Source organism: Pseudoalteromonas sp. Ps84H-4 (assembly GCF_024124645.1).
Classification (GTDB): domain Bacteria; phylum Pseudomonadota; class Gammaproteobacteria; order Enterobacterales; family Alteromonadaceae; genus Pseudoalteromonas; species Pseudoalteromonas lipolytica_C.
The window spans coordinates 76,152-97,460 of the sequence record NZ_JAMXSK010000021.1; the positions used below are offsets into that span (position 1 = coordinate 76,152).

General features: G+C 40.3%; 22 protein-coding genes. 8 read left to right on the plus strand and 14 right to left on the minus strand.

Annotated features, from left to right (window positions below; genetic code table 11):
• Positions 1-17 precede the first annotated feature (17 nt).
• Positions 18-1,265 (plus strand): cell division protein FtsZ, encoded by a 1,248-nt coding sequence (ftsZ, locus tag NH454_RS17220; protein ID WP_135923499.1) that lies wholly within the window; start codon positions 18-20, stop codon positions 1,263-1,265.
• A 104-nt stretch (positions 1,266-1,369) separates the two neighbouring features.
• Entirely contained in the window at positions 1,370-2,281 is a 912-nt protein-coding gene (lpxC, locus tag NH454_RS17225) for a UDP-3-O-acyl-N-acetylglucosamine deacetylase (protein ID WP_135923500.1), read from the plus strand.
• A 57-nt stretch (positions 2,282-2,338) separates the two neighbouring features.
• Here lpxC and yjjG read toward each other — a convergent pair whose 3' ends face one another.
• The 3 genes from yjjG to NH454_RS17240 are packed head-to-tail and all read right to left on the minus strand — an operon-like array spanning position 2,339 to position 4,512.
• On the minus strand, positions 2,339-3,013 hold the full coding sequence (gene yjjG, locus NH454_RS17230; protein WP_253039758.1) for a pyrimidine 5'-nucleotidase: 675 nt from the start codon (positions 3,011-3,013) through the stop codon (positions 2,339-2,341).
• Positions 3,014-3,024: 11 nt separating this feature from the next.
• Entirely contained in the window at positions 3,025-3,564 is a 540-nt protein-coding gene (gene yjjX, locus NH454_RS17235; protein ID WP_199526634.1) for an inosine/xanthosine triphosphatase, read from the minus strand.
• A gap of 48 nt (positions 3,565-3,612) precedes the next feature.
• Positions 3,613-4,512 (minus strand): phosphoribulokinase, encoded by a 900-nt coding sequence (locus NH454_RS17240; RefSeq protein WP_135923503.1) that lies wholly within the window; start codon positions 4,510-4,512, stop codon positions 3,613-3,615.
• Positions 4,513-4,740: 228 nt separating this feature from the next.
• Here NH454_RS17240 and NH454_RS17245 point away from each other — a divergent pair, with 228 nt between their 5' ends.
• Together NH454_RS17245 and NH454_RS17250 are read left to right on the plus strand one after the other, a co-directional pair.
• Entirely contained in the window at positions 4,741-5,610 is an 870-nt protein-coding gene (locus NH454_RS17245; RefSeq protein WP_253039759.1) for a hypothetical protein, read from the plus strand.
• A 64-nt stretch (positions 5,611-5,674) separates the two neighbouring features.
• Positions 5,675-6,040 carry a hypothetical protein gene (locus tag NH454_RS17250; RefSeq protein ID WP_199526632.1) on the plus strand — a complete coding sequence of 122 codons (366 nt, stop codon included), beginning with the start codon at positions 5,675-5,677 and terminating at the stop codon, positions 6,038-6,040.
• Positions 6,041-6,078: 38 nt separating this feature from the next.
• Here the strand turns inward: NH454_RS17250 and NH454_RS17255 are convergent, their stop codons facing one another.
• From NH454_RS17255 to NH454_RS17280, 6 genes are all read right to left on the minus strand, one after another.
• The gene (locus NH454_RS17255; RefSeq protein WP_135923506.1) at positions 6,079-8,649 is read right to left on the minus strand and encodes a M1 family metallopeptidase; all 2,571 of its coding nucleotides are present in this window, start codon (positions 8,647-8,649) and stop codon (positions 6,079-6,081) included.
• A 112-nt stretch (positions 8,650-8,761) separates the two neighbouring features.
• Positions 8,762-9,439 (minus strand): hypothetical protein, encoded by a 678-nt coding sequence (locus NH454_RS17260; RefSeq protein WP_135923507.1) that lies wholly within the window; start codon positions 9,437-9,439, stop codon positions 8,762-8,764.
• 117 nt (positions 9,440-9,556) lie between these two features.
• Positions 9,557-9,907 (minus strand): DUF2750 domain-containing protein, encoded by a 351-nt coding sequence (locus NH454_RS17265; RefSeq protein ID WP_054552718.1) that lies wholly within the window; start codon positions 9,905-9,907, stop codon positions 9,557-9,559.
• Between the two features lie 17 nt (positions 9,908-9,924).
• On the minus strand, positions 9,925-10,503 hold the full coding sequence (locus NH454_RS17270; RefSeq protein WP_138556730.1) for a glutathione S-transferase family protein: 579 nt from the start codon (positions 10,501-10,503) through the stop codon (positions 9,925-9,927).
• 60 nt (positions 10,504-10,563) lie between these two features.
• A complete protein-coding gene (locus tag NH454_RS17275) occupies positions 10,564-10,845 on the minus strand; it encodes a peptidylprolyl isomerase (RefSeq protein WP_054552716.1) in 282 nt (93 codons plus the stop codon).
• A 73-nt stretch (positions 10,846-10,918) separates the two neighbouring features.
• Positions 10,919-11,494 (minus strand): glutathione peroxidase, encoded by a 576-nt coding sequence (locus NH454_RS17280; protein WP_135923509.1) that lies wholly within the window; start codon positions 11,492-11,494, stop codon positions 10,919-10,921.
• A gap of 75 nt (positions 11,495-11,569) precedes the next feature.
• Here NH454_RS17280 and NH454_RS17285 point away from each other — a divergent pair, with 75 nt between their 5' ends.
• From NH454_RS17285 to NH454_RS17295, 3 genes are all read left to right on the plus strand, one after another.
• The gene (locus NH454_RS17285) at positions 11,570-12,061 is read left to right on the plus strand and encodes a GNAT family N-acetyltransferase (RefSeq protein ID WP_135923510.1); all 492 of its coding nucleotides are present in this window, start codon (positions 11,570-11,572) and stop codon (positions 12,059-12,061) included.
• A gap of 144 nt (positions 12,062-12,205) precedes the next feature.
• Complete coding sequence (locus NH454_RS17290) at positions 12,206-14,158, plus strand: ATP-binding protein (RefSeq protein ID WP_253039765.1); 1,953 nt, start codon at positions 12,206-12,208, stop codon at positions 14,156-14,158.
• Between the two features lie 15 nt (positions 14,159-14,173).
• Positions 14,174-15,301 carry a response regulator gene (locus NH454_RS17295; protein WP_253039760.1) on the plus strand — a complete coding sequence of 376 codons (1,128 nt, stop codon included), beginning with the start codon at positions 14,174-14,176 and terminating at the stop codon, positions 15,299-15,301.
• Between the two features lies 1 nt (position 15,302).
• Here the strand turns inward: NH454_RS17295 and queG are convergent, their stop codons facing one another.
• From queG to NH454_RS17320, 5 genes are all read right to left on the minus strand, one after another.
• Positions 15,303-16,436, minus strand: coding sequence for a tRNA epoxyqueuosine(34) reductase QueG (queG, locus tag NH454_RS17300; RefSeq protein ID WP_138556776.1), 1,134 nt, complete (start codon positions 16,434-16,436; stop codon positions 15,303-15,305).
• 70 nt (positions 16,437-16,506) lie between these two features.
• Entirely contained in the window at positions 16,507-17,712 is a 1,206-nt protein-coding gene (locus NH454_RS17305; protein ID WP_138556728.1) for a methyl-accepting chemotaxis protein, read from the minus strand.
• Positions 17,713-17,808: 96 nt separating this feature from the next.
• A complete protein-coding gene (locus NH454_RS17310; protein ID WP_135923513.1) occupies positions 17,809-18,507 on the minus strand; it encodes a glycerophosphodiester phosphodiesterase family protein in 699 nt (232 codons plus the stop codon).
• Positions 18,504-19,370 (minus strand): DMT family transporter, encoded by an 867-nt coding sequence (locus NH454_RS17315; protein ID WP_253039761.1) that lies wholly within the window; start codon positions 19,368-19,370, stop codon positions 18,504-18,506. The genes NH454_RS17310 and NH454_RS17315 overlap by 4 nt, the downstream gene beginning before the upstream one ends.
• A 107-nt stretch (positions 19,371-19,477) precedes the next feature.
• Complete coding sequence (locus NH454_RS17320; protein WP_240704495.1) at positions 19,478-20,326, minus strand: DUF350 domain-containing protein; 849 nt, start codon at positions 20,324-20,326, stop codon at positions 19,478-19,480.
• 243 nt (positions 20,327-20,569) lie between these two features.
• On the opposite strand from NH454_RS17320, the gene NH454_RS17325 reads away from it, so the two are divergent.
• Positions 20,570-21,274: a tetratricopeptide repeat protein gene (locus NH454_RS17325; RefSeq protein ID WP_253039762.1), complete on the plus strand. Its 705-nt coding sequence runs from the start codon at positions 20,570-20,572 to the stop codon at positions 21,272-21,274.
• Positions 21,275-21,309: the final 35 nt, after the last annotated feature.

Here is a 21,309-nt window from a genome sequence, read left to right on the forward strand (position 1 = left end):
CAAGTCGGAGAGTAAACATGTTTGATATGATGGAACAGCACAGCGAAGAAGCTGTCATTAAAGTAATTGGCGTGGGCGGTGGCGGCGGTAACGCTGTTGAGCACATGGTAAAACAACAAATTGAAGGCGTACGTTTCATTGCTGCGAATACGGATGCACAAGCATTACGTAATTCGTCGGCTGATGTAACTGTACAGCTAGGCACACAAATCACCTCAGGTTTAGGTGCGGGTGCGAACCCTGAAGTAGGTCGAAACTCAGCAGAAGAAGACGCTGAGACAATTCGTGCCAGCCTTGAAGGTGCTGACATGGTATTTATCGCTGCAGGTATGGGCGGTGGTACAGGTACCGGTGCTGCACCAGTGGTTGCTAAAATTGCTAAAGAGTTAGGTATTTTAACGGTTGCTGTAGTAACTCGTCCGTTTGACTTTGAAGGTAAGAAACGTGCGGCAGCAGCTGAACAAGGCATTAATGAGTTGTCAGAAATTGTAGACTCGCTTATTACAATTCCGAACAATAAATTGCTTAAAGTTTTAGGTAAAGGCACTACACTATTAGATGCCTTCGCAAAAGCAAACGACGTTTTATTTGGTGCGGTACAAGGTATTGCAGAGCTAATTACACGTTCAGGTCTGATCAACGTGGATTTCGCCGACGTACGTACAGTTATGTCAGCGATGGGTACTGCGATGATGGGCACTGCATCAGCGTCTGGTCCTGACCGTGCACAAGAAGCGGCAGAAGCAGCTATTTCAAGCCCATTACTTGAAGATGTCGATTTAACCGGTGCTAAAGGTATCCTGGTTAATATCACAGCAGGTATGGATATTGCGATTGAAGAATTTGAAATTGTAGGTAATCACGTTAAGGCGCTTGCATCAGAAAACGCAACAGTGGTTGTTGGTGCGGTAATTGACCCTGAAATGAGTGATGAACTACGCGTAACAGTTGTTGCAACAGGTTTAGGCGGCGATCGTCGTCCACAGTTTGGTATTGTTGATAATGGCTTTAAGAAAGCATCAGGCTCTGATGTACATAGCTCAATGAACCAAACGACTAGCAGCATGTATGTACCAAGCTTTGCAAGTCAAGGCAGCAGCGATGATGTAAGCATGTCTGCTGCACCTGAAAAGCAAGAGCCAGTACAACAAAGTACAGCGAGCAGCTCAGTATCTAGCAGCACTGAGAGCAGCAAAAAGTCTGATAAATCAGAAGGTGGCGATTATTTCGACATTCCTGCTTTCCTAAGAAAGCAAGCTGACTAAGACAGATTTTGTTAGTAATTTTGTTCGATAAATAAACAAATTGGCAGCTGAATGTATTTATGATACAATTTGCCGTCTAACTGTAACTATAAGTGAGCGAACCTATGATTAAACAGCGTACGATTGCAGAAGTAGTCAAAGCCATAGGAATTGGACTTCATAAAGGTGAGAAGGTCACTATTACTCTCCGACCTGCGAGCGCAAATACTGGGATTGTATTTCGTCGCGTAGACCTTGATCCGGTTGTTGATTTTGAAACAACACCTGAAGCCGTTGGTGATACGCAATTGTGTACCTGTTTAACAAACAAAGATGGCGTTCGCTTATCAACGACTGAGCACCTTATTGCGGCGGTAGCGGCAATGGGTATTGATAATCTAATTGTTGAATTAGACAGCTCAGAAGTACCTATTATGGATGGTAGTGCATTACCATTCATCTACTTGTTACAAAAAGGCGGCATTAAAGAAGTAAATGCAGCTAAGCGCTTTATTCGTATTAAAGAAAAAGTACGTATTGAAGAAGGCGATAAATGGGCTGAGATCGAACCATACGATGGTTTCCACATCGATTTTGAAATTGCGTTTGATCACCCTGCAATCAATGAAAGCCGCCAACGTATCGGTTTAGATATTACGACGCAAAGCTTCACAGAAGAAATCAGCCGCGCACGTACTTTCGGCTTTATGAAAGATATCGAGTATATGCACGCTAACAACCTAGCATTAGGTGGTAGCATGGATAACGCAGTTGTATTGGATGAGTTTAAAGTACTAAATCCAAACGGCTTACGTTATAGCGATGAGTTTGTTAAACACAAAATCTTAGACTGTGTGGGCGACATGTTTATGACTGGCCACAATATTCTAGGCAAAATCACGGCTTATAAATCAGGCCATGATTTAAACAATAAACTACTTCGTAAAATTATGGCGACTGAGTCAGCATGGGAATGGGCAACATTCGATACCCCAGTGACTATGCCAGCACCAGGCTTAGAAGTAGCGACAGCTTAATCGCAAGCATATTACAGTTATAAAAAATGACGCTTTAAGCGTCATTTTTTGTTTAGCTTATAAGCCTAGAATCGCTTCAAGCTCGACCAACTGATTGATTTGATAAGTTGGTTTAATATCTTCTGGTAACTCAACCCCAGGATGTTGCAACCAGCAAGTGTCGATACCAACATTATGACCGCCTAAAATATCGCTAGCAGCGGTATCACCCACCATTAAAATCTGCTCTTTTGGTGGATTACCCATTAATTGGAAAGTATGTTGAAAAATTTCTGGAGCAGGTTTGGCTTTACCGACTAACTCTGAAATAACCAGCCAATCGAACATATCCTGTAAACCTGTATGCTCTAAACGCTTTTGCTGTAGTTTAGCAAAGCCATTGGTAATAATGCCTAACTTGGCGTGTGGCTTTAATTTAGTCAGTAGTTCAACCGCACCAGGAAGTGGCACACAAATAGAGGCCATAGCGTCTAAAAAGCCATCATTTAAGGTTTTTGCTGGCACATCTAGTTTATTAGCCCACTCTGTAAAGCGGGTGATCTGTAGCTCACTGGCAGTAATTTCGTGCTTTTGATAAGCAACCCAAAGCGGTTTATTAGTTGCTTGGTAATGATGATAATCTGACTCAGTAAATTCTACGCCATAATTGGCGAACATTACCCTGAGGCCTTCAAATGCATTAAAACTAAATAGTGTTTCATCGGCATCGAATAATACGTGGCTATACTTCATGGTTATCCTAATTACTGATTAAACAGGGTAGGGTGTAAAAATGGTGCCATTGCAAGCGTTAGCGCTTGTACATAAGTACTTTCGCGTGTCGCTAAGTGATTGGTCAATAAACCAATAGCGCCACCTTGCTGCTTGATATTAACAGTATTGAATGCATCATCCATTACATCTCCCAGCTCTTTACCGGCCAGTAAGGCATCATAAAAAGGTTGAGGTAAAGGTAGGTTGCTACTGCGGCCAACGCTAAATTGCTGCTGGTTTGCAATCACCACAAAGGCAAAGGTTGCTGCGCCATAACTAAATTGTTCTGCGCCTCCCTCCATTGCGGCATAAAAGTCGGCATCAAAGTGGTTTTGGCAATACTTAACACGGTTTTCAGCGCCGATACGGGTTTCATCTTCACCTAGTGGCTGATCAGGCACACCCGATGGTGCATGCTCACCTTTGCATTCAATGGTATATTCTGGGAAATAAAGACTAAAGACATGTTTAGCCGCGTTAATTTTTACAGGGTTCTTTGAACCGACAATAACACGTAATGTTTTTTTCAAGCTGGCGACTCCATTATTTCGGTTGAGCCAGCAGTGTACCCGAGTGAGTTAAATCGGCAAGTCAACTGGGGCTAAATTTTCAAGTGCGCGCTTTTTCAAAATAATATCTTTGATCAACGGTGTTAAGACCAATTCCATTGCAAGGCCCATTTTACCGCCCGGCACAACAAGCGTGTTTATGCGTGACATAAAACTGCCTTCAATCATGCGCAAATAATAGGGGAAATCTACGTCTTCTATGCCTCGAAAACGGATCACAACAAAACTTTCATCAAGAGAAGGAATATCTTTTGCACTGAACGGGTTAGAGGTATCAACCGTTGGCACCCGTTGGAAGTTTATATGTGTTCGTGAAAACTGAGGGGTAATATGGTTAATGTAATCATCCATACTGCGCACAATTGAGCCCATGACAGCTTCGCGCGAGTGACCTCGTTCAGAGGTATCGCGGATCAATTTTTGGATCCACTCAAGGTTGATAATTGGCACCATGCCAATTAACAGGTCAACATGTTTGGCAACATCATGATTTTCATCAACAGCACCGCCATGCAGACCTTCATAAAACAACATATCGGTATTGGGTGCTAAGTCTTGCCAAGGCGTAAAAGTCCCCGGCAATTGGTTATAAGGAACTGCTTCATCAAAGGTATGTAGGTAGCGCCTTATTTTTCCTTGGCCGGTTTCACCATAATGATAAAAAAGCTCCTCAAGGGCACCAAAATCGTTAGCTTCTCGGCCAAAATAGCTAATATGCTTGCCTTCTTGTTGTGCTTCACGGACCTTTTTATCCATTTCTGGACGTGTATAACGATGAAAGCTATCTCCTTCAATAAAGGCAGCATCAATATCTAAGCTTCTAAAAATATGCTTAATGGCATTGGTTGTGGTGGTGGTGCCAGCACCAGATGAGCCTGTAATTGCGATGATAGGGTGTTTAGCTGACATAATTATTCTCGTTATTTGTTGATACCAATCGACTTAAATATTGAAACATTCTAGCGCGCAGAATGGTCAGTAACTTAACACGATTGGTGTAGCGTGCATAAAATCAATCAGTCGAAACTGATAAAAAACGAACACTCCCTAGTTATAAAGGTCGAGCATGGTAAGGTCAAGTGACTGTCAGATTAATTAGCGCTATCATGGCATATAAAAATTAAAAGAGAGAACCCTATGAAATTGATTTCGTCTTTACTTTTCGTCGCCGCAGGGACATTTTTTACTAGTCACGTAAATGCTGCGATGCCAAAAAGCGAAATACTACTTGCTGATTTTGACACTCCTTACGGTATGAAAGTCTCGCGGATAACCGATAATAAAAGTTACAACAATCAGCCATTTTTAGTTGATACAGGGCTGTATTACACCCATGAGGTTATTGCTGAAACTGGACAGTCACAAACAGATATTGTGTTTTATAACTTTGCTACAAAAACTAGCGTGAATATAACTAATACGACTGTTAGTGAATATTCACCAACTTTAATGCCAAATCAGCAGGCTCTTTCAGCAATCGTTGTCGAAGAAGATGGCAAACAAAAGTTATGGCAATATCCGCTTGCTAATGAGCAAAATGCAAGCCGTATTTTTGAATGGATTGAACCAGTTGGCTACCATGCATGGGGCGCTGAAAACGACCTAATTATGTTTATTTTAGGTGAACCACATACCTTGCAGTACACGAGTATTGCAGCCGCTAAACCGCGAGTAATTGCAGCTGATATTGGCCGTACGTTAGTTTTTGATAAACATACAAACAGTTATTTATTTAGTTATAACAAAGATAATCAACATTGGGTTGCACGCTTTGCGCCGCAAACTGAAGAGGTCAGTGACTTATTTAGGTTACCTGACTCAGTGCAAGATTTTGCTTTAATTGATCAAAAAACTTTGGCATATGCGGTTAATAACCGAATTTACAAGCGCAGCCTAACAGAGCCTGAAGTGGTATCACAATGGCTTGATTTAAGGCGTTTTTGTGAAGGATCAATTTCGCGTTTAAATTATAAACATAACAAACTGGCATTTGTGTGTAATAAATGAGTAACGGTTTTACACTGATTGCTGTACTGTGACTAATAATTAACGCTATTGATAAGGGACGAATTTGTCTTTTTCTGCCGAACAACTTAGTGTACAGCTGGTTAAAGCGGGCTGTCGCAGTAATTTTAAAATTAAGAATATTAACGAATTTATGCCAGCAAACTCAAAAGAAGCTTTTTATGTTCATGAGCAAAGTGGCCAAGCTAAAATCGTTATTAGACCAATTTTTGAAGTATTTAGTGCTGACTTTGATGCAATCGAAGGTATTACGCGTGTTAAAGACTATTTTCACAGCAGTGAGATGACACGCTTTCCAACGCGAATTTATAAAAGTGCGCATCCCATTCATTATGGTATCGCATTTAAAGTCACTTCCTCTGAAGCGGCTGAGCAATTTATAAATAAATTAAGCGCTATTTTGGCGCAATAAAAAGGGCCACATAGTGGCCCTTTTTGCATCTAGTAGGGTTAGCGTTTAAGGAAGCTATTTACTGAACTTAACTCACGTTTTTTCAGTGCAATACAATCATTAACGCTTTCTTCAAGCTTACTAAGAGAGCGTGCATACCCTGGTACTTCAGTGATTTTATCATTGAAGAAGGTTTTGGTTTTCTCTAGGCTTTGTGCATCACAGCTTGCGGTAGTGAAGAACGGCAAGTTTGGTACAAAGAACGGTGGTAAGTTCTTAGTGATCGCATCGTAATTGTTGTAAATCCATTCAATAAACAGTGCTTCACGTTCTTTACCATAGCCTAAACCACCTAACAGCGTGCGCATATCTGAGGCTGTTACGTCATCAGTTAAGCTGTATTCAAGTACTGCTTTTTGTAGCTCTGGTTTACCAAAGTAACCCATTGCTGCCAGCATCTTAGTACGTACTTGTGGATCTTTGGTGGTTTTAAAGGTTTGCTTGTACTTTTCAAGTAACTTCGCATCACCATGGTAAGCAGCAAGATTTAAGTAAGTTGATGCTAAGTATGGGTCTACATTTTCAGGATTATTTAAGTAAAGTGCTGCTTGCGCTTTTGCGGTATCAATTACTTTTTGATCTTCACCATCAAAACCTAAACGCGTAATCACTTGCGCACGTAATTGTGATACTGCCGCGTCTTCATCTGCTTTTGCTGTTAAACCATACTGCTTGGCAGCAGGTGAAATGCTGTTACGGATAAACTTAGGCCATAGCTCACGGTTGCTGTCGTCTTCGAATACACGTTTTTGAGAAGCAAGGTAACCTAATGCTGTATTTGCGACTAATGGGTGCGCATCACTTACGAAGGCTTCTAAAGTTTGCATTAAGTGAGCGGCAGAAATAACACCTGCATCAAGTAATGAATCAACAGCAGAAAGTAGCGCTAAGCGTTCACGAACCGTTAGTTTGTCAGCAGCGTTATCGAGTAGGGCATTGAACTGTGCGTCATCTAATACCCAGCGGTAATAGCCCATTGCACCTTGATCTGGGTAGATCCACTCAGGCTCAAAGTCGAGAGTCAGTTGCTGTGTTTCTTTGTTAAGCAGTACACTTGCGGTTTTAACTTTGTCGCCCGCACCATACTTAATCGCAACCGGAACATTCCACAGTTGTGCAGGTGCATCAACGCCAGCATTTACAAAACGGCTTTGGCTGATATTAATTTTTTTACCATCTTGCGTTACTTTGATAAGTGGGAAAGATGATTGTTCGATAAACGATTTTAGAACACTGGCTACATCTTTATTAGACGCTTCGCCTAGTGCTTGCCATAGATCCGCGGCTTCTGCATTCTTATACGAGAATTTCTTCAAGTAAGCACGAATACCTTGCTGGAATGCATCTTCGCCAATCCAGTTTTCAACCATAGATAAAACTGCACTACCTTTGCTGTAGGCAAGGCCAAGGCCATCCATAATGTCAGCTTCAGTTTTGATTGGTTTACGAATAGGCTTGGTACTTAAACGTGCATCTAAGGCCATTACATAATTTTGTGGTAAATCTAAGTGCGACTCAAACTCAGGGTTAATTTGTGCTGTGATTTTCGCTGCCATCCAGCTTGCGAACGCTTCGTTTAACCATAAGTCATTCCACCATTTCATGGTCACTAGGTTACCGTACCATTGGTGGGCTAACTCATGGGCAATAATTGATACATTACGCTCTTTTTTGCTGCGCGTTGCTGTCGCTAGGTCTACCAGTAAAATGTCTTCACGGTAAGTCACTAAGCCTGCATTTTCCATCGCGCCAAATGGGAACTCTGGTACTGCCACTGAGTCTAGTTTTTTGTAAACGTAGGGAATGCCAAAATAATCTTCCAGTGCTTTTAACACGCGAGGCATATTTTCTTTTGCGTAATCAGCAAGGTGAATTTTACCTTGTGGAGTCAGTACGCGGCCAGGGATCGGCATGCCTTTAATTTCAAGCTCTTCAAACGGGCCTACAGCCATGGCGACTAAATAAGAAGGAATAGGCGGCGTTTTATCAAAAAAGTGTGTTGTCATATCGCCATCAACTTTGGTTTTTAATACCGGTGTGTTGGCATACACTTTTTGTGATGTTGGCGCTGTGATTGTTAGCTGAAAAGGTATTTTATAACTAGGCTCGTCAAAAACGGGGAATGCACGACGAGCATCACTCATTTCAAATTGGGTGAAAAGGTAAGGCGTACCTTGGTCTAAGGTTTTATATAAACCAACACTTTGACGGTTATAAGGTGCGGTAAAATCAACTTTTAAAGTGTATTTACCAGGCTGAATTTTTTCTTCACAAGCGAATTTAACTTTGCCTGTTTTTAGCATTTCAGCGCTTAGGTCGCAGTTTTCTGCACCTAAAATTTTCGCCATACTAACGGCATAATCAATACCGTTTAATTCGATGTAATTCGTTGCTTTTAGAACTTCTAAAGCAATTTCGGTATGACCAGAAAAATTGTCTTTTGCAGGATCAAGCGTTAGTGCTACTTGTTGTGAGCTAGGCTTGGCAAGCTTTTCGATAACATATTCATTGGCATGGGCAGAGCTAACAGCAAGTGCAACACTTACCGTTAATAGGCTTTTTAAGAACATAAATATCCCTGATTTTTTGTTGTTAGAAAGGCACCTGCTATGAGGGGCGAATCACCATGCTATCAGGTTTTAATTTGAACAGTAATAAATAGTTAGTAACAAAGTTTGTCAGTTAATTATGACGGTCGATGAAACGTTGCCAATGCAGTTGCGGGTTTATTTGTCGGACGTTTTGTAACACGGCATTTAATAACGGCATATCAGTAAAGCGTTGCTCGTTGAAATCTTTAAAACCAAGTAAGTAGTTAAAAGCATCTTTGCTGTTTGCTTGCAGGGCATGAATTCGCACTTGTTGTTCGAAGTTAAGCCGTAAGCTGCTAATTGCGGTTTTCATACCTTGTTGATCAACATTTGGAATCGCGCATTTTTGTAAATAACCAGCTCGCTCACCTTCGCCAGAAAACCAAATACGTACTTTTTCGCTATAGCGACCTGATTTAGCGGGTAAATCAAACATTAGTCGTTGCTGGTTTTGCTCGTTTAAAAAGTCTAAGTACTGATCAAGTCCTGCATCGAGTAATGCATTATGAATAGGCACATAGCGGGGCTTGATCTTGCCATGAGTATGAAAGTCAAAGCAGCGAATGCCATCAAGGGTCACTATATTATCAAGAGTTAAATGGCCAATTTCATCACTGTAGGCACCGGTGTAATAAGCAAATAAAGGTAGCCAAAAATGCCAATGCTTAGCTTGTTCACGAACTAAACGCTGATCACCATAGATGTAACCATTATACAGGGTATGTAATTCCATGGCCGAAAAGGGCCTACGACCAAGATGGGACTTCAACCTAAAACCTTGATAATAAAGATGTGTCCAGAAGAGTATACCTGATAAGTATCAAGTTTCCAGCTTAACGACACAGCCATAAATACGGCCGTGTCGTTGTAAGCTCAAGGATTGGAGTTAATCGCAAAGTGCTTTAGCTAGACCAACAGGTTCGATTTCAACGCATACTTGATCATCGTTCCAGTTTAAACCAACTAGCGCATCATCTTCGTTTAGGTCTTCAACCCATTCGTCCAAAAATTCATCTAGGCCAATTTCGACTGGCGTATAGTCTTGCCACTCGTCTTTACATTGTGCTTTTGCTGCGTCTTCAGTGCCCCAAAGTAATAGCACATCAGTGTCGCTAAATTGGTTTGATTCACAGACAACAAAACCACCATCTTCGGCACCCAGTGCCCACATAGATTCGTTCAAGCGAACTTTTTCAACAAAGCTAACTAATTCTGATTCAATTTCGATATCGCTCATTTGCGTAACCCTTATCTTTATTTTCGTGGATCTGTTTGTTGTACCGCCGCGTTATCTGCAAATTTATGATAAAACTCTACTAAGCGTGTTAGTTGACTAAAATCAGTTAATTCACGAAAGCGGATCCAATCTAGCAAGCAGTATAAACTGATGTTGAGGTATTCACAGCTTTTAAATACTGGCTCAGATAAATGATCATTTAAATAGGCTAATGTTTCAGCAATTCGTTCGTTTTGTAAATTAAAAAACAATTTATCGTCGTGGGTATTAAATCCAGAGCGCTGGCAAAGTAACATTTCTACGAGTGAATCATTGCAAGCATTAATAATGGTTAAATAATTTTCTTGTTGCCAACTGAGTAATGTTTGATCTGTATTTTCTAGCAAGTAGCGAATTATTGAGTTGGAGTCAAAAACATGAAAGCCTTTATCAATTAACACAGGAATTTTTCTAGCCGGATTATGAGCAATCATGGTTTTACGGTCTTGCTCAGAGAAAATATCTAGGTTTATAAATTCAAGAGCTTGCTTATTGAGTGCAGCCCAAATACGAATACGGCGCACAAAAGGTGAGGTGGTCGAGCCTAAAAGTTGCATTTTGAGATCCTTCGCAAAAAAAAGCCGCTGGTTAGGCGGCTTTCAAATATTCGTATGAAATCAGTCAGTACGGCTTGTCACTTCAAGCAGGTGGTAACCGAACTGTGTTTGGACCGGACCTTGTACTTGGTTAATGGGAGCTGAAAAAACCACTTTATCAAACTCAGGTACCATCATGCCTGGACCAAACTCACCCAGTGCGCCACCATCTTGCCCCGATGGGCAATTAGAGTGAGCGCGCGCAAGTTCTGCAAAATCAGCGCCCTGTTCAATTTGCTGTTTTAAATCTAAACAGTGAGCTTCACTGTCTACGAGAATGTGTCTTGCACTGGCTACTGCCATAACATCTCCCTACTATGTGTTTTAGTATTAAATTACTAGTCTAGTTCAATATTTACTGAACGAAAAATTAAATTTATTTTGCAGCTAGTTCTGCTTCAATCGCATCACGTAACTCTTTAGATTCTGGCTTGGTTTTACTGTTGAAGCGCTGCACTGTCTTACGGTCTGCAGACACTAAGTATTTGTAAAAGTTCCAGTTAGGTGAGCTGGTTACTTCGTTTAAATGTTTAAATATAGGGTTTGCATCACTACCGCGAACAGCACTGGTAGCCATCATATTAAAAGTCACCCCATAGTTAATAAAACAAACTTTTGCTGTGTCTTTTTCATCGTCTTCTTCTTGAAAGAAGTCATCAGAAGGAAATCCTAATACAACTAACCCGCGGTCTTTGTATTCCTTATGGATGGCTTCTAAGCCTTCAAACTGACCGGTAAAACCACAATTACTTGCGGTATTGACGATCAATAGCGGCTTGTCTTTAAATTCACAAAAGTTAATTGATTCTTTTGAGCGCAATTTTCGTAATGTAACGTTGGTGAAATCGTCGCATTGGCTAGTTGATTTTGCTGTTGGCGTCGCTTCTGTGGTTTGTGCTGCAAGGTTTGTTGTAATTAGACCTGCTGCAAGTAACAAAGCATATTTATACATACTAATTTCCCGCTAGTTATTTGTGATGAATATACGCTAATATGCGAAAAAGTGATCATTTAATTTCAGCTATTTATGACGATTCGTACAGCAACTCAAAACGATTTAACTGATATTGTCGCGATTTACAACGAGACAATTCCTGGACGTATGGTAACCGCAGATACCGAAGAGGTGACGGTTGCGGACAGGCAAGTATGGTTCGATAGCCACTCAGAAAAACGACCTATTTTTGTATGTGAACAGGCAGGAAAGGTGGTTGCGTGGATGAGCTATAAATCTTTTTATGGCCGTCCCGCTTATGATGGTACTGTTGAAATCAGTATTTATATTACCCAGCGAGCACAAGGACAAGGGCTAGGAAAACAATTGCTTACATTTTCAGAGCAACATGCAAAAACGCTTGGAATTAAGGTGTTGTTAGCTTTCATTTTCAGCCATAACATGCCGAGTATAAAACTGTTCAAGCGCTTTGATTACTTGGTGTGGGGAGAATTGCCTGAGGTGGCTATTATGGATGGAAAACCTTATAGCTTAACCATTTTAGGTAAGCATATTGACGCATAACATGCGGTAAAACAGATAAAAAGTGCTAAGTCATTTGTGATGCTTCGAGTTTTTAGACTACGCTAATATAGGTAATTATTCTTATAGTGGGTGTGGTTTACAGTGCGCAGAATCTTAATTGTTGATAGCAATAGTGTTTTAGCGATGCGAGTAAAAGTGCTGCTGGAGCTGATCGGCTGCAGGGTTGAGCTATTACACTTTTCTATGGTTGATGATTCAGTAGTAGAACAAGACTTTGATCTTGTGGCTGCTTCTCATGGTGTACCAACGACAGTTATTCGAAGATTAATGGGCGGGTTTTCGCATGACCGCTTTTTATTGCTTGCTCCAAAAGCACAGCGAAGCGACCTGCTTGAGCACTTCAGCGTGGTCAATCGATTACTGCCAAATGCAGTCGTTATTTATCCTTTTTTTGCCAATAAGGAAATTAGCTCTTTACTAGAAGAGGTGCTTGAGCTCGATAGTGACAATATTCTTCAACTTCCTAAAGTGCTACTTGTTGATCACTGTGCAGAGCGTCTAGAAAAAATAGCGCTTAACCTTAAAGGCGCACATATCGAGACGTTAACTGCTGACAACTCATCCTCTGCAATAGAACTTATCAAAGAGCATGATATTGATCTATTAATCAGTGATTTTACGTTTGCTGATGGCACGGGGCTTGAGTTATTCATAAAGCTTAAAGCGTTACAACCGCATAGCCGTTGTTTATTGTATACCTCAAAACCGGATCAGGTTTCTATGGTTGCTGCTATTCGACAAGGGGTTGAGGATGTCTTGATCAAGCCTGTTGACGATAATAGCTTATTGCAGTCAGTGCATAAGCTTTGGCAAACCGAGTTATTAAAGCGTCACAATGCTGAGCTTGTTGAGCGATTACAAAATACCGTTGATGCTCTTATCGAAAAAGACAGCTTACTGCGGGTTATTTTCAAACATACTCCCGATGCCATTATTTTATTTGATCGCCATGGCAAGATAATCGAAACCAATGATGCATGTGAACAGCTATTCGATAAGCCTTTGAAGGAGTTTGAAAACTGTTCAGTATTCGATTTTTTTGATGCAACATCTATTTTACGTATCAAAGAAAAAATAGCGACGCTAAATAAAAATCGTCAGTTTAGTTGTGATTTAAGGTTACTTAAAGAAAACGGTAACACAGTTCCTTTGGTGGGATCGTTCAATGAGATAGACCATCATGGTGAAATAGCGCTTGCGGTAATCTTTAAAAATGTGACGCACTTAAAAGAAAAAGAAGACCTACTTTTAGAAGCGAAAGATATGCTTGAGGAAGAAGTCAAAGCGCGAACGGCACAACTAGAGCACGCAAAAAATGTAGCAGAAGCTGCAAGCCTCAGTAAATCTGAGTTTCTAGCGAATATGTCTCACGAATTAAGAACACCAATGCATTCTATTTTAAGCTTTGCTCGTTTTGGCTTAGAAAAAGTTGCCAATGACGACTTAAGCAAAGATAAATTAAATAAATATTTGTCACGAATAGAGCAAAGCGGAGAGCGGCTTTTATCTTTACTTAATAACCTTCTCGATCTGTCAAAGCTTGATGTCGGTAAGTTTCCTTTTAATCCGCAAAAGCACAACCTCAGTAACATTATAAAAACCAGTATTGATGATGTTTCGGGCACCGCCCTTGAAAGAAACATTATTATTCGTTTATCGGGGGGAGAACAAGGTATTACCCTTGATTGTGATGAAGAGCAGATCAACCAAATCATGCGTAATTTATTAGGTAATGCTCTGAAGTTTAGTGAGCCTAATAGTGAGATTGAAATTAGTTTGTCGTCACAAGAAAAAATGGCCGAAATCGCTGTTATTGACCATGGTATAGGTATTCCTGAGCAAGAACTTGAAAAGGTATTCGCTAAGTTTGAACAAAGCAGTAAAACTAATAGCGGCGCCGGAGGAACTGGGCTTGGGCTTGCTATTTGTCGCGAATTTGTCACTTTGCATCAGGGCACAATTAAGGCACTTAATAATGAACATGGCGGTGCGACAATTATCGTTCGGTTGCCCCTGCAGATAGATTTACCAAAACACTTAACGAATGACACTAAACCAATAACACTTAATTCATAAAACGGAAGAAATAACATGGCCTTAAAGCGAATTTTAGCCGTAGATGATGAACCATTTAACTTAGAAATCATTGAAGAGATTTTTGAAGATCTCGATTTTGAGCTGAAGATGGTAAATAGCGGTCCAGAATGTTTAAACGTTGTTGAAGAATTTGCTCCACAAGTCATTCTGCTTGACGTAAGTATGCCTCAAATGAGTGGTTATGAGGTTTGTCGCAAACTAAAAGAGAATCCAAGTACAGAAAAGATTATTGTCATGTTCGTATCGGCAAGAGGCACTGTAGAAGAGCGAATGAAAGGCTATTCCGCTGGTGCTGAAGACTATATTGTGAAGCCATTTAGCCATCAAGAGCTAAAATTAAAATTATTGAACCTCAATCAAGTCCTTATTGAAAAAGAGGCTCTAGAGCAGCAAGTAGAAGATGCCACATCAACTGCGTTTAATGCGATGGCTAATAGCAGTGAAATGGGTCAAATAGTTAATTATATTGAACATATAGGTTCGATTGAGAGTGAACGTGAGTTAGGAAAAGCCTTTTTAAACTGCCTAAAGTCATTCGATTTACAAAGTAATGTCGAATTTAGATTAGGTACGCATGTTGAGCATTTTTCTGTAACGGGTGTGTGCTCACCGATCGTCATTGAATTGTTCGACATGTTAAAAAGAAAAGGGCGACTTCATGAGTTTTCGAACCGCATTTTAGTTAATTACGACATGATTAGTCTGCTTATCTTAAACATGCCAGAGCAAGACCCCGATAAACATGGTCGAATTCGCGACCATATTTGCTTTCTAGTGAGTGTTACAGAGCAACAATTAAAAGCGATCATTACTAAAAAAGAATTATTAAAACAGCAGCAACAACTAAATGAAGCTGTGAGTAATGTACATAGAAAATTTACTGGCTTAATCAAGCTGTTAGATGACAACCGAATTAGTAATGAGGCAGTATTTAAACAGCTACAAGAAGATCTTGAGCAGCGAATACCCACTATGGGCTTAGATGAAGACCAAGAGATATTTATTTATCAAAAGGTGGATGAAACGATTCAAAACTCGGTAGCCAGAGAAGAGTCTGTCAAAGGAGTTAAATCAGCGTTTCATGAAATCGAAAATGATTTATCGCAACTATTAACACGTTAATTTAGGCATCCCGCGGCAATCCTTTTTCAACAATACGAATTAGCCGCGCAGTTTTGCGTAACTTAATTTGTCGCTTGTTTTGCTGTTGCTCGAGCGCCCATTCGATATGCTCGGCAACTAAAGGGCTGGCATTAACAAGCGTATCGCTCAAAGCTTGGATGATGTTGTCGTTGTAATCGGCATTACCTAATCCTACAGCGAGGTTTCGTTGCCAACGTTCGTGACCAATACGGCGGATAGGGCTGCCTTCGGTATTTTTTAAAAACGTCGCTTCATCCCATGCAAAGAGCGTCAGTAAATCTTGGTCTTTAAGCTGTTGTCTGGGATGAAAGTCAGCTTCATCGGTTATTTGTCCGTAACGATTCCACGGGCAGACTAACTGGCAGTCATCACAGCCATACACGCGATTACCTAAAAGTGGGCGATACTCTTCAGGGATTGCACCTTGCAATTCAATAGTAAGGTAAGAGATACATTTACGTGCATCAACAACATAGGGCTCAACAATGGCACCGGTAGGGCAAAGGGTCATACAGGCTACACATTTACCACAGCCTTCAAAGCTATTTTCTTGATCAATAGGTAGCGGTATATCAACAAACAATTCACCTAAGAAAAACCATGAACCCGCTTCTTTGTTGATTAATAAGCTGTGCTTTCCACGCCAGCCTAGGCCTGCTTTTTCGGCCAGTTGTCGCTCAAGTACAGGTGCAGAGTCAACAAATGGGCGAAAGCCTAACTGGCCAACATGTTGTTCAATTTGCTGGCCTAACTTTTTTAGGCGGTTGCGAATTAACTTATGGTAATCACGACCTAGTGCATAGCGACTAATATAGGCTTTATCGGTCTGTTTGAGATTTTTAGCAAAACTTGCATCAGGTGGTAGGTAGTTCATTTTTACTGAGATGACTCGCTGCGTGCCAGGTACTAGCTCAGCGGGGCGCGCTCGCTTCATTCCATGGGCTGCCATATACTCCATCTCACCGTGATAGCCTAAATCTAACCAGCGCTGTAATTGTGCCTCGTGTTTAGTAAGATCAATATCAGTGATCCCGACTTCTGCAAAGCCAAGGTCTTTACCCCATTGCTTTATTTGCAGTGCGAGTTGTTCATAATCAGTAGCAGGTGTTGTCACGGTCAATAAAAAAGTAGCCAAGAAGTGGCTACTTTATCATAGATTAGCTACATTCAGCAGCTAAAAGAGACTATACAAAGCGTTTAAGCTGCTCTTGGGTTTGTTGGCTGAGTAGATGAGATTGCTCACAATCAGCCAGGGATTCATCTATTTGCTGTTTAGCTTGCTCACCTAACGCCACAATTTGCTCAACACTTTGATGAGTTTGGGTTTGAGTTTGCTCTAATAAACGCACCGCACTAACAATTTGTTGCAGTTGCTGTTGATTTTGCTCAAATTCAGCGAGCATGTTACTAAACCCAGTTGATGTGTTGCTAATTGCTGTTTCGGCTTCACTTGAGTGGCTAATGAGCTGCTCAGATTCTTTATTGGTTTCGCTTACTAGACTATTCATTTGATTGATGAAATCGCTAATTTGGCGGGTTGCATCATTGACTTTTACTGAGAGGGTTCTTACTTCATCGGCAACCACGGCAAAACCACGGCCAGCTTCACCAGCACGGGCTGCTTCAATGGCCGCATTGAGAGCAAGTAAATTAGTTTGATCTGAAAACTCTTCGACCATTTTCAAAATAGCGCGAATGTTTTCGCTGTTCTCTTTCAACCCTGATACGGTAGCTGAGAAGTTACCGAGTATTTGGCTGATCATTGCTACTTTTTTAACGAGGGATGACAGTTCATGAGCTGAGTTTTGTACAAAACTCAGGTGCTCACTGTTAACATGATGCACGCTGTCAGTATTTGCTGATATATTTTCAAGGCTCGAGGTAATTTGATTGCTTGAGTCAGTAATTGTTTGACTGAACTCAATTTGCTGGTGGCTCAATTGCGCTGTTTGCTGCATTGACTGGGTCATTTTTGAGCTACTATCAGCACTCGCTTGGGCACTTTGATACGTAGTGGCTAACAACTGACTCAAATGGGTAGTAAAAGTGTTGTATTGTTCGCTTAAATCTCGAAATTCATCGTAAGTAAAGTGCGGTAACTTTGCAGATAAGTCGGCATCATGTTGATTAATTTTTTCTAATGTATCGCGCATTGCCTGCACCGGGCGAACAATTAAAAAGCGCATATAAAACACAGTAAAAATAAAGCTGGCAAAAATGATAAAAGTCATCAGCCAAAATAAACCCATACTGGTTTGTTGTTCTGAAAGACTGCTGTAAAGCCAGATAAGCGTGATCGCTTGAAACGCAAACACAAAACCTAAATTACCGACAATCTTACGTGTTAGGGTGTAAAAGAAAGTTTGTTCGATAAAATTATAAATGCGCATATAGCTACTCAATATGGTGTTGTGTTGATTCATTTTGGCGTATTTTAGTATTGTTCATTTTCACATAATTCAACAGTATAGCTTAGTTTTGTTGAGTTACAGTGACTGTAGTGTCATTTGTGTATGACATGGAAAATTAGTGAAAATACCATCTACGCCATACTCTAGCATAAGCTCTATATCTTCTACCTTATCGACCGTATAGGCATAAACTTGAAGACCGCGTTGCTTAGCATCCGCAACAAACTCATGGTTTATAAAGTTTTTATCTACATGAATGCTATAAGCATGCAGTTTTTGCGCAAATTCACTGTAATTAATTGGAATAGAGGCGGTGAGTGCACCAATCTTTACCCAAGGCAGTTTTTGTTTAAGCCACATTAGTTGGTGATGATCAAATGATGAGACTAAAAGGTTATCTCTAGAAATTTTCCCGGTACTGACATTTGACTCTATAAGCTCAACAAACTTGTCTAATGAAAAGGTGTGCTTTAGCTCTAAATTGAGCAAAGTTTTATCATCGACCCAATCAATAGCTTGCTGTAAAGTCGGCACTACTTCGCCATTACCCGCATCGTACTGTTGAATTTGCTCTTTTGAGCAAGCATTCACTTTACCGCGACCTGAGGTTGTGCGATCAAGCCAGGTGTCATGAATAATCATGTAGTCATCAAGGCAGCTTTGTACATCAATTTCGATACCATCTACTGCCAAATCTACGGCGGCGAGAATGGCGCTCTTGGTATTTTCTGGGTAGGTACCGCTGGCACCTCTGTGAGCGAATACTTTTATCATTGCTTATGTTTCCGAGTCACTGACCATGTTTCATAAAAAGCGGCGCTTATCACTAACGCACCGCCCAATAGGGTGCTAATTGAAGGTTGCTCATGCAAAATTAAAAAAGCGAAAAACGTGCCATACAAAGGTTGCAAACAAGATATTAAACCAGCCGTTGAAGCCGATAAGTTTTGCAGACTTGCCGCAAACAATGAATGGGGCGCTGCTGTAAAAATAACCCCAACGGTAATTAATAGCAGCCAATTAATTGTATCAACTTGTAATGGCGTCACTTCAACAAAGGCACAGAGCATGATACTGGCAATCCAGGTTTGATAAAGCATGGTTTGAGGGCCGCCATATTGGCTAAAGTAACGCTTGTGAACAATATTCCTAAAAGCAAAAAAGAACGCCGATAAAATGCCAATGACAATGCCCATAGTTACATCATTGCCTAAACTAGCATCAGGAATGAGCAAGTAAATGCCAGCCATTACAACCAAAGCACTAAAAATATCTTTCAGTTGTGGTTTGTTACCATGAAAAAAAGGTTCTAAAAACACTGTGATAACAGGGTAGGTAAAAAAGGCAATCATACCTACAGCGATACCAGCCAATTGCATACCAGCAAAGTAGGTGAGCCAATGAATCCCAACCGTTACGCCAAGCAATAAGGCGATGAGGTAATCACGACGAGAGCGGAGCTTGATGGCTTTGTGTTGAATTGTGAGTAAGATCACTAATGCACAGCCTGCAATCGCTGTTCGGTAAACGGTAATATCTAATGCACTTAAGCTGACTAACTTTGCAAATAATGCCGTTCCACCAAATAGCAGTACTGCAATGTGCAAGTATATTAGGCTTTGTTTGTGTGCCTGCATTACTGACCTTATTATTGTTGTTATTAACTCTCTTTGTAACGGTAATCCTTTACTTTGTAAACTCCCCAAATAGACTAATCCATTCGTTTAATTCCAAAATTACAACTTTAAATAGCGATAGTAATAATAACGGCAACACAGATAGCAATGCTGCTTTCTATTACAGCGACTGCCGTGTTTTTATCCTGCATTGCTTGATCAATCGAAATTTTACTGAAAATAATTTTATCAACTAAGTAACGAACAACCGGTAAAATTAAAAAGCCAAATAATGCGTCAATAAAGAATAAACTTAAGCTTTGCTGCCAAGAGTGAAAGCCACCAATAAGCGCATGACATAAAATAATAGCCAATGCCAACATGGTGCCCGAAAAACTCAGCGCAACAGCTTTATTGCCTTTTTCTAGTTGCTCATTCAAGTTAAAAGCTGTGAGGTGATCATAGCCTTTAGCGAAAATAATTAGCATAAGTTGACCTAGCAAGTAGAACACTATTGCTGATAACCAAGTACCTTCTCCCGTTAAAGCGCCTCCAATGATCAAGGCTGCAGCCATGTAATTAGCGGCTTGAACCAAGCCAACCGCTTCATTTTGTTGGTTTATTAGCTGCTCTTGGTTGCAAAATAAACGAAGTAATAATTTGTCATTTAAAATACGTGAACATGTTAACAACACCATTCCTAGTAAACTGTAGAGCGAAACATTTATTAAATCGGTAATTAAGCCTTTACTTGGGCCTGTTAAAACAAAACCATAGATAATAGTGATTGCTCCCAAATATCCTCCAATTGAAAGACCCAGTGCGCTATTTGCATTATCGGTTAATTGACTGGTGGTGTTATAAGGAGTTGCCAGGTTATAAGACAACTTAGCAAGGGCTATAATTGCAATGAATAGAGCTATGTAGGCGCTATTGTAAGCCATGCTTGAAAGATAGTGAGTTAAGTTAATATCCATAACGGTTGGGTTATTTTGTTGTTATTTTCCGAAAATATTAACACAGAGTGTTTGTTGCAAAGAATATCAACGCTTCATTTTTGGCAGAATTAATCAATTTCTTAAAAGTTTCATCGCTTTTTTATGACAATTGTCATGATGTATTGCTTACAAATGTCGTTAAACACTCATTCTTTTTTAAGTAACACTATACCTGTACCGATACATGCCGGTTTGTCATTCATTAATATAAAGGGTATAGCTATGAATCTAATTACTAAAAATATTTACTCGTTATTCGCTGCGGCAATTACATTTAACACAAATTACGTATTTGCTGAACAAAGTACTATAGATAGTATTGAACTTGCATCTCAACAGCATAACTTGTCAGAACTTACCGAAATAGCAAAAAATGCAGCAGGGTATGATGCAGCGCTTGTGAATTATCGCCTTGCTATTGCACATAATATCATGGGTGAAACTGAAAAAGCGCTTGCCTTACTTGATATTGCACAAGCAGTGCTTTTAGACGATAAACTTGGCGCAGATAAAAGTGAGGCAAACGCATTGCTTGCTCAAGTGTATGGTTATCGTATTTCGATTAAACCTATTACAGGTTTTTACTACGGCATAAAATCGAACAATGCGTTAAATAATGCGGTGCAAATTGACAAAAGTAATCCTCGTGCTCATCTAGTTAAAGGTATAATTGCTTTAAACACACCTAGCATGTTTGGTGGAAGTAAACAGCAAGCGCTAAGCTCATTGAATGCGTCTCTTATTCACTATCAAAATGATAATAATGATGGTTATAAATGGGGGCAGGCGGAAGCATATGTCTGGCGTGGGTTAACATATTTAGCACTAAATGATGTGCAAAAAGCAGTGCAAGATTGGCAAACATCACTTGCCCTTGCACCAAACTATACATGGCCTAAAATTTTGATAAATAACAATAAGCAGTAACTAATCGTGGGCAGCCATATGCTGCCCAAGTTTAG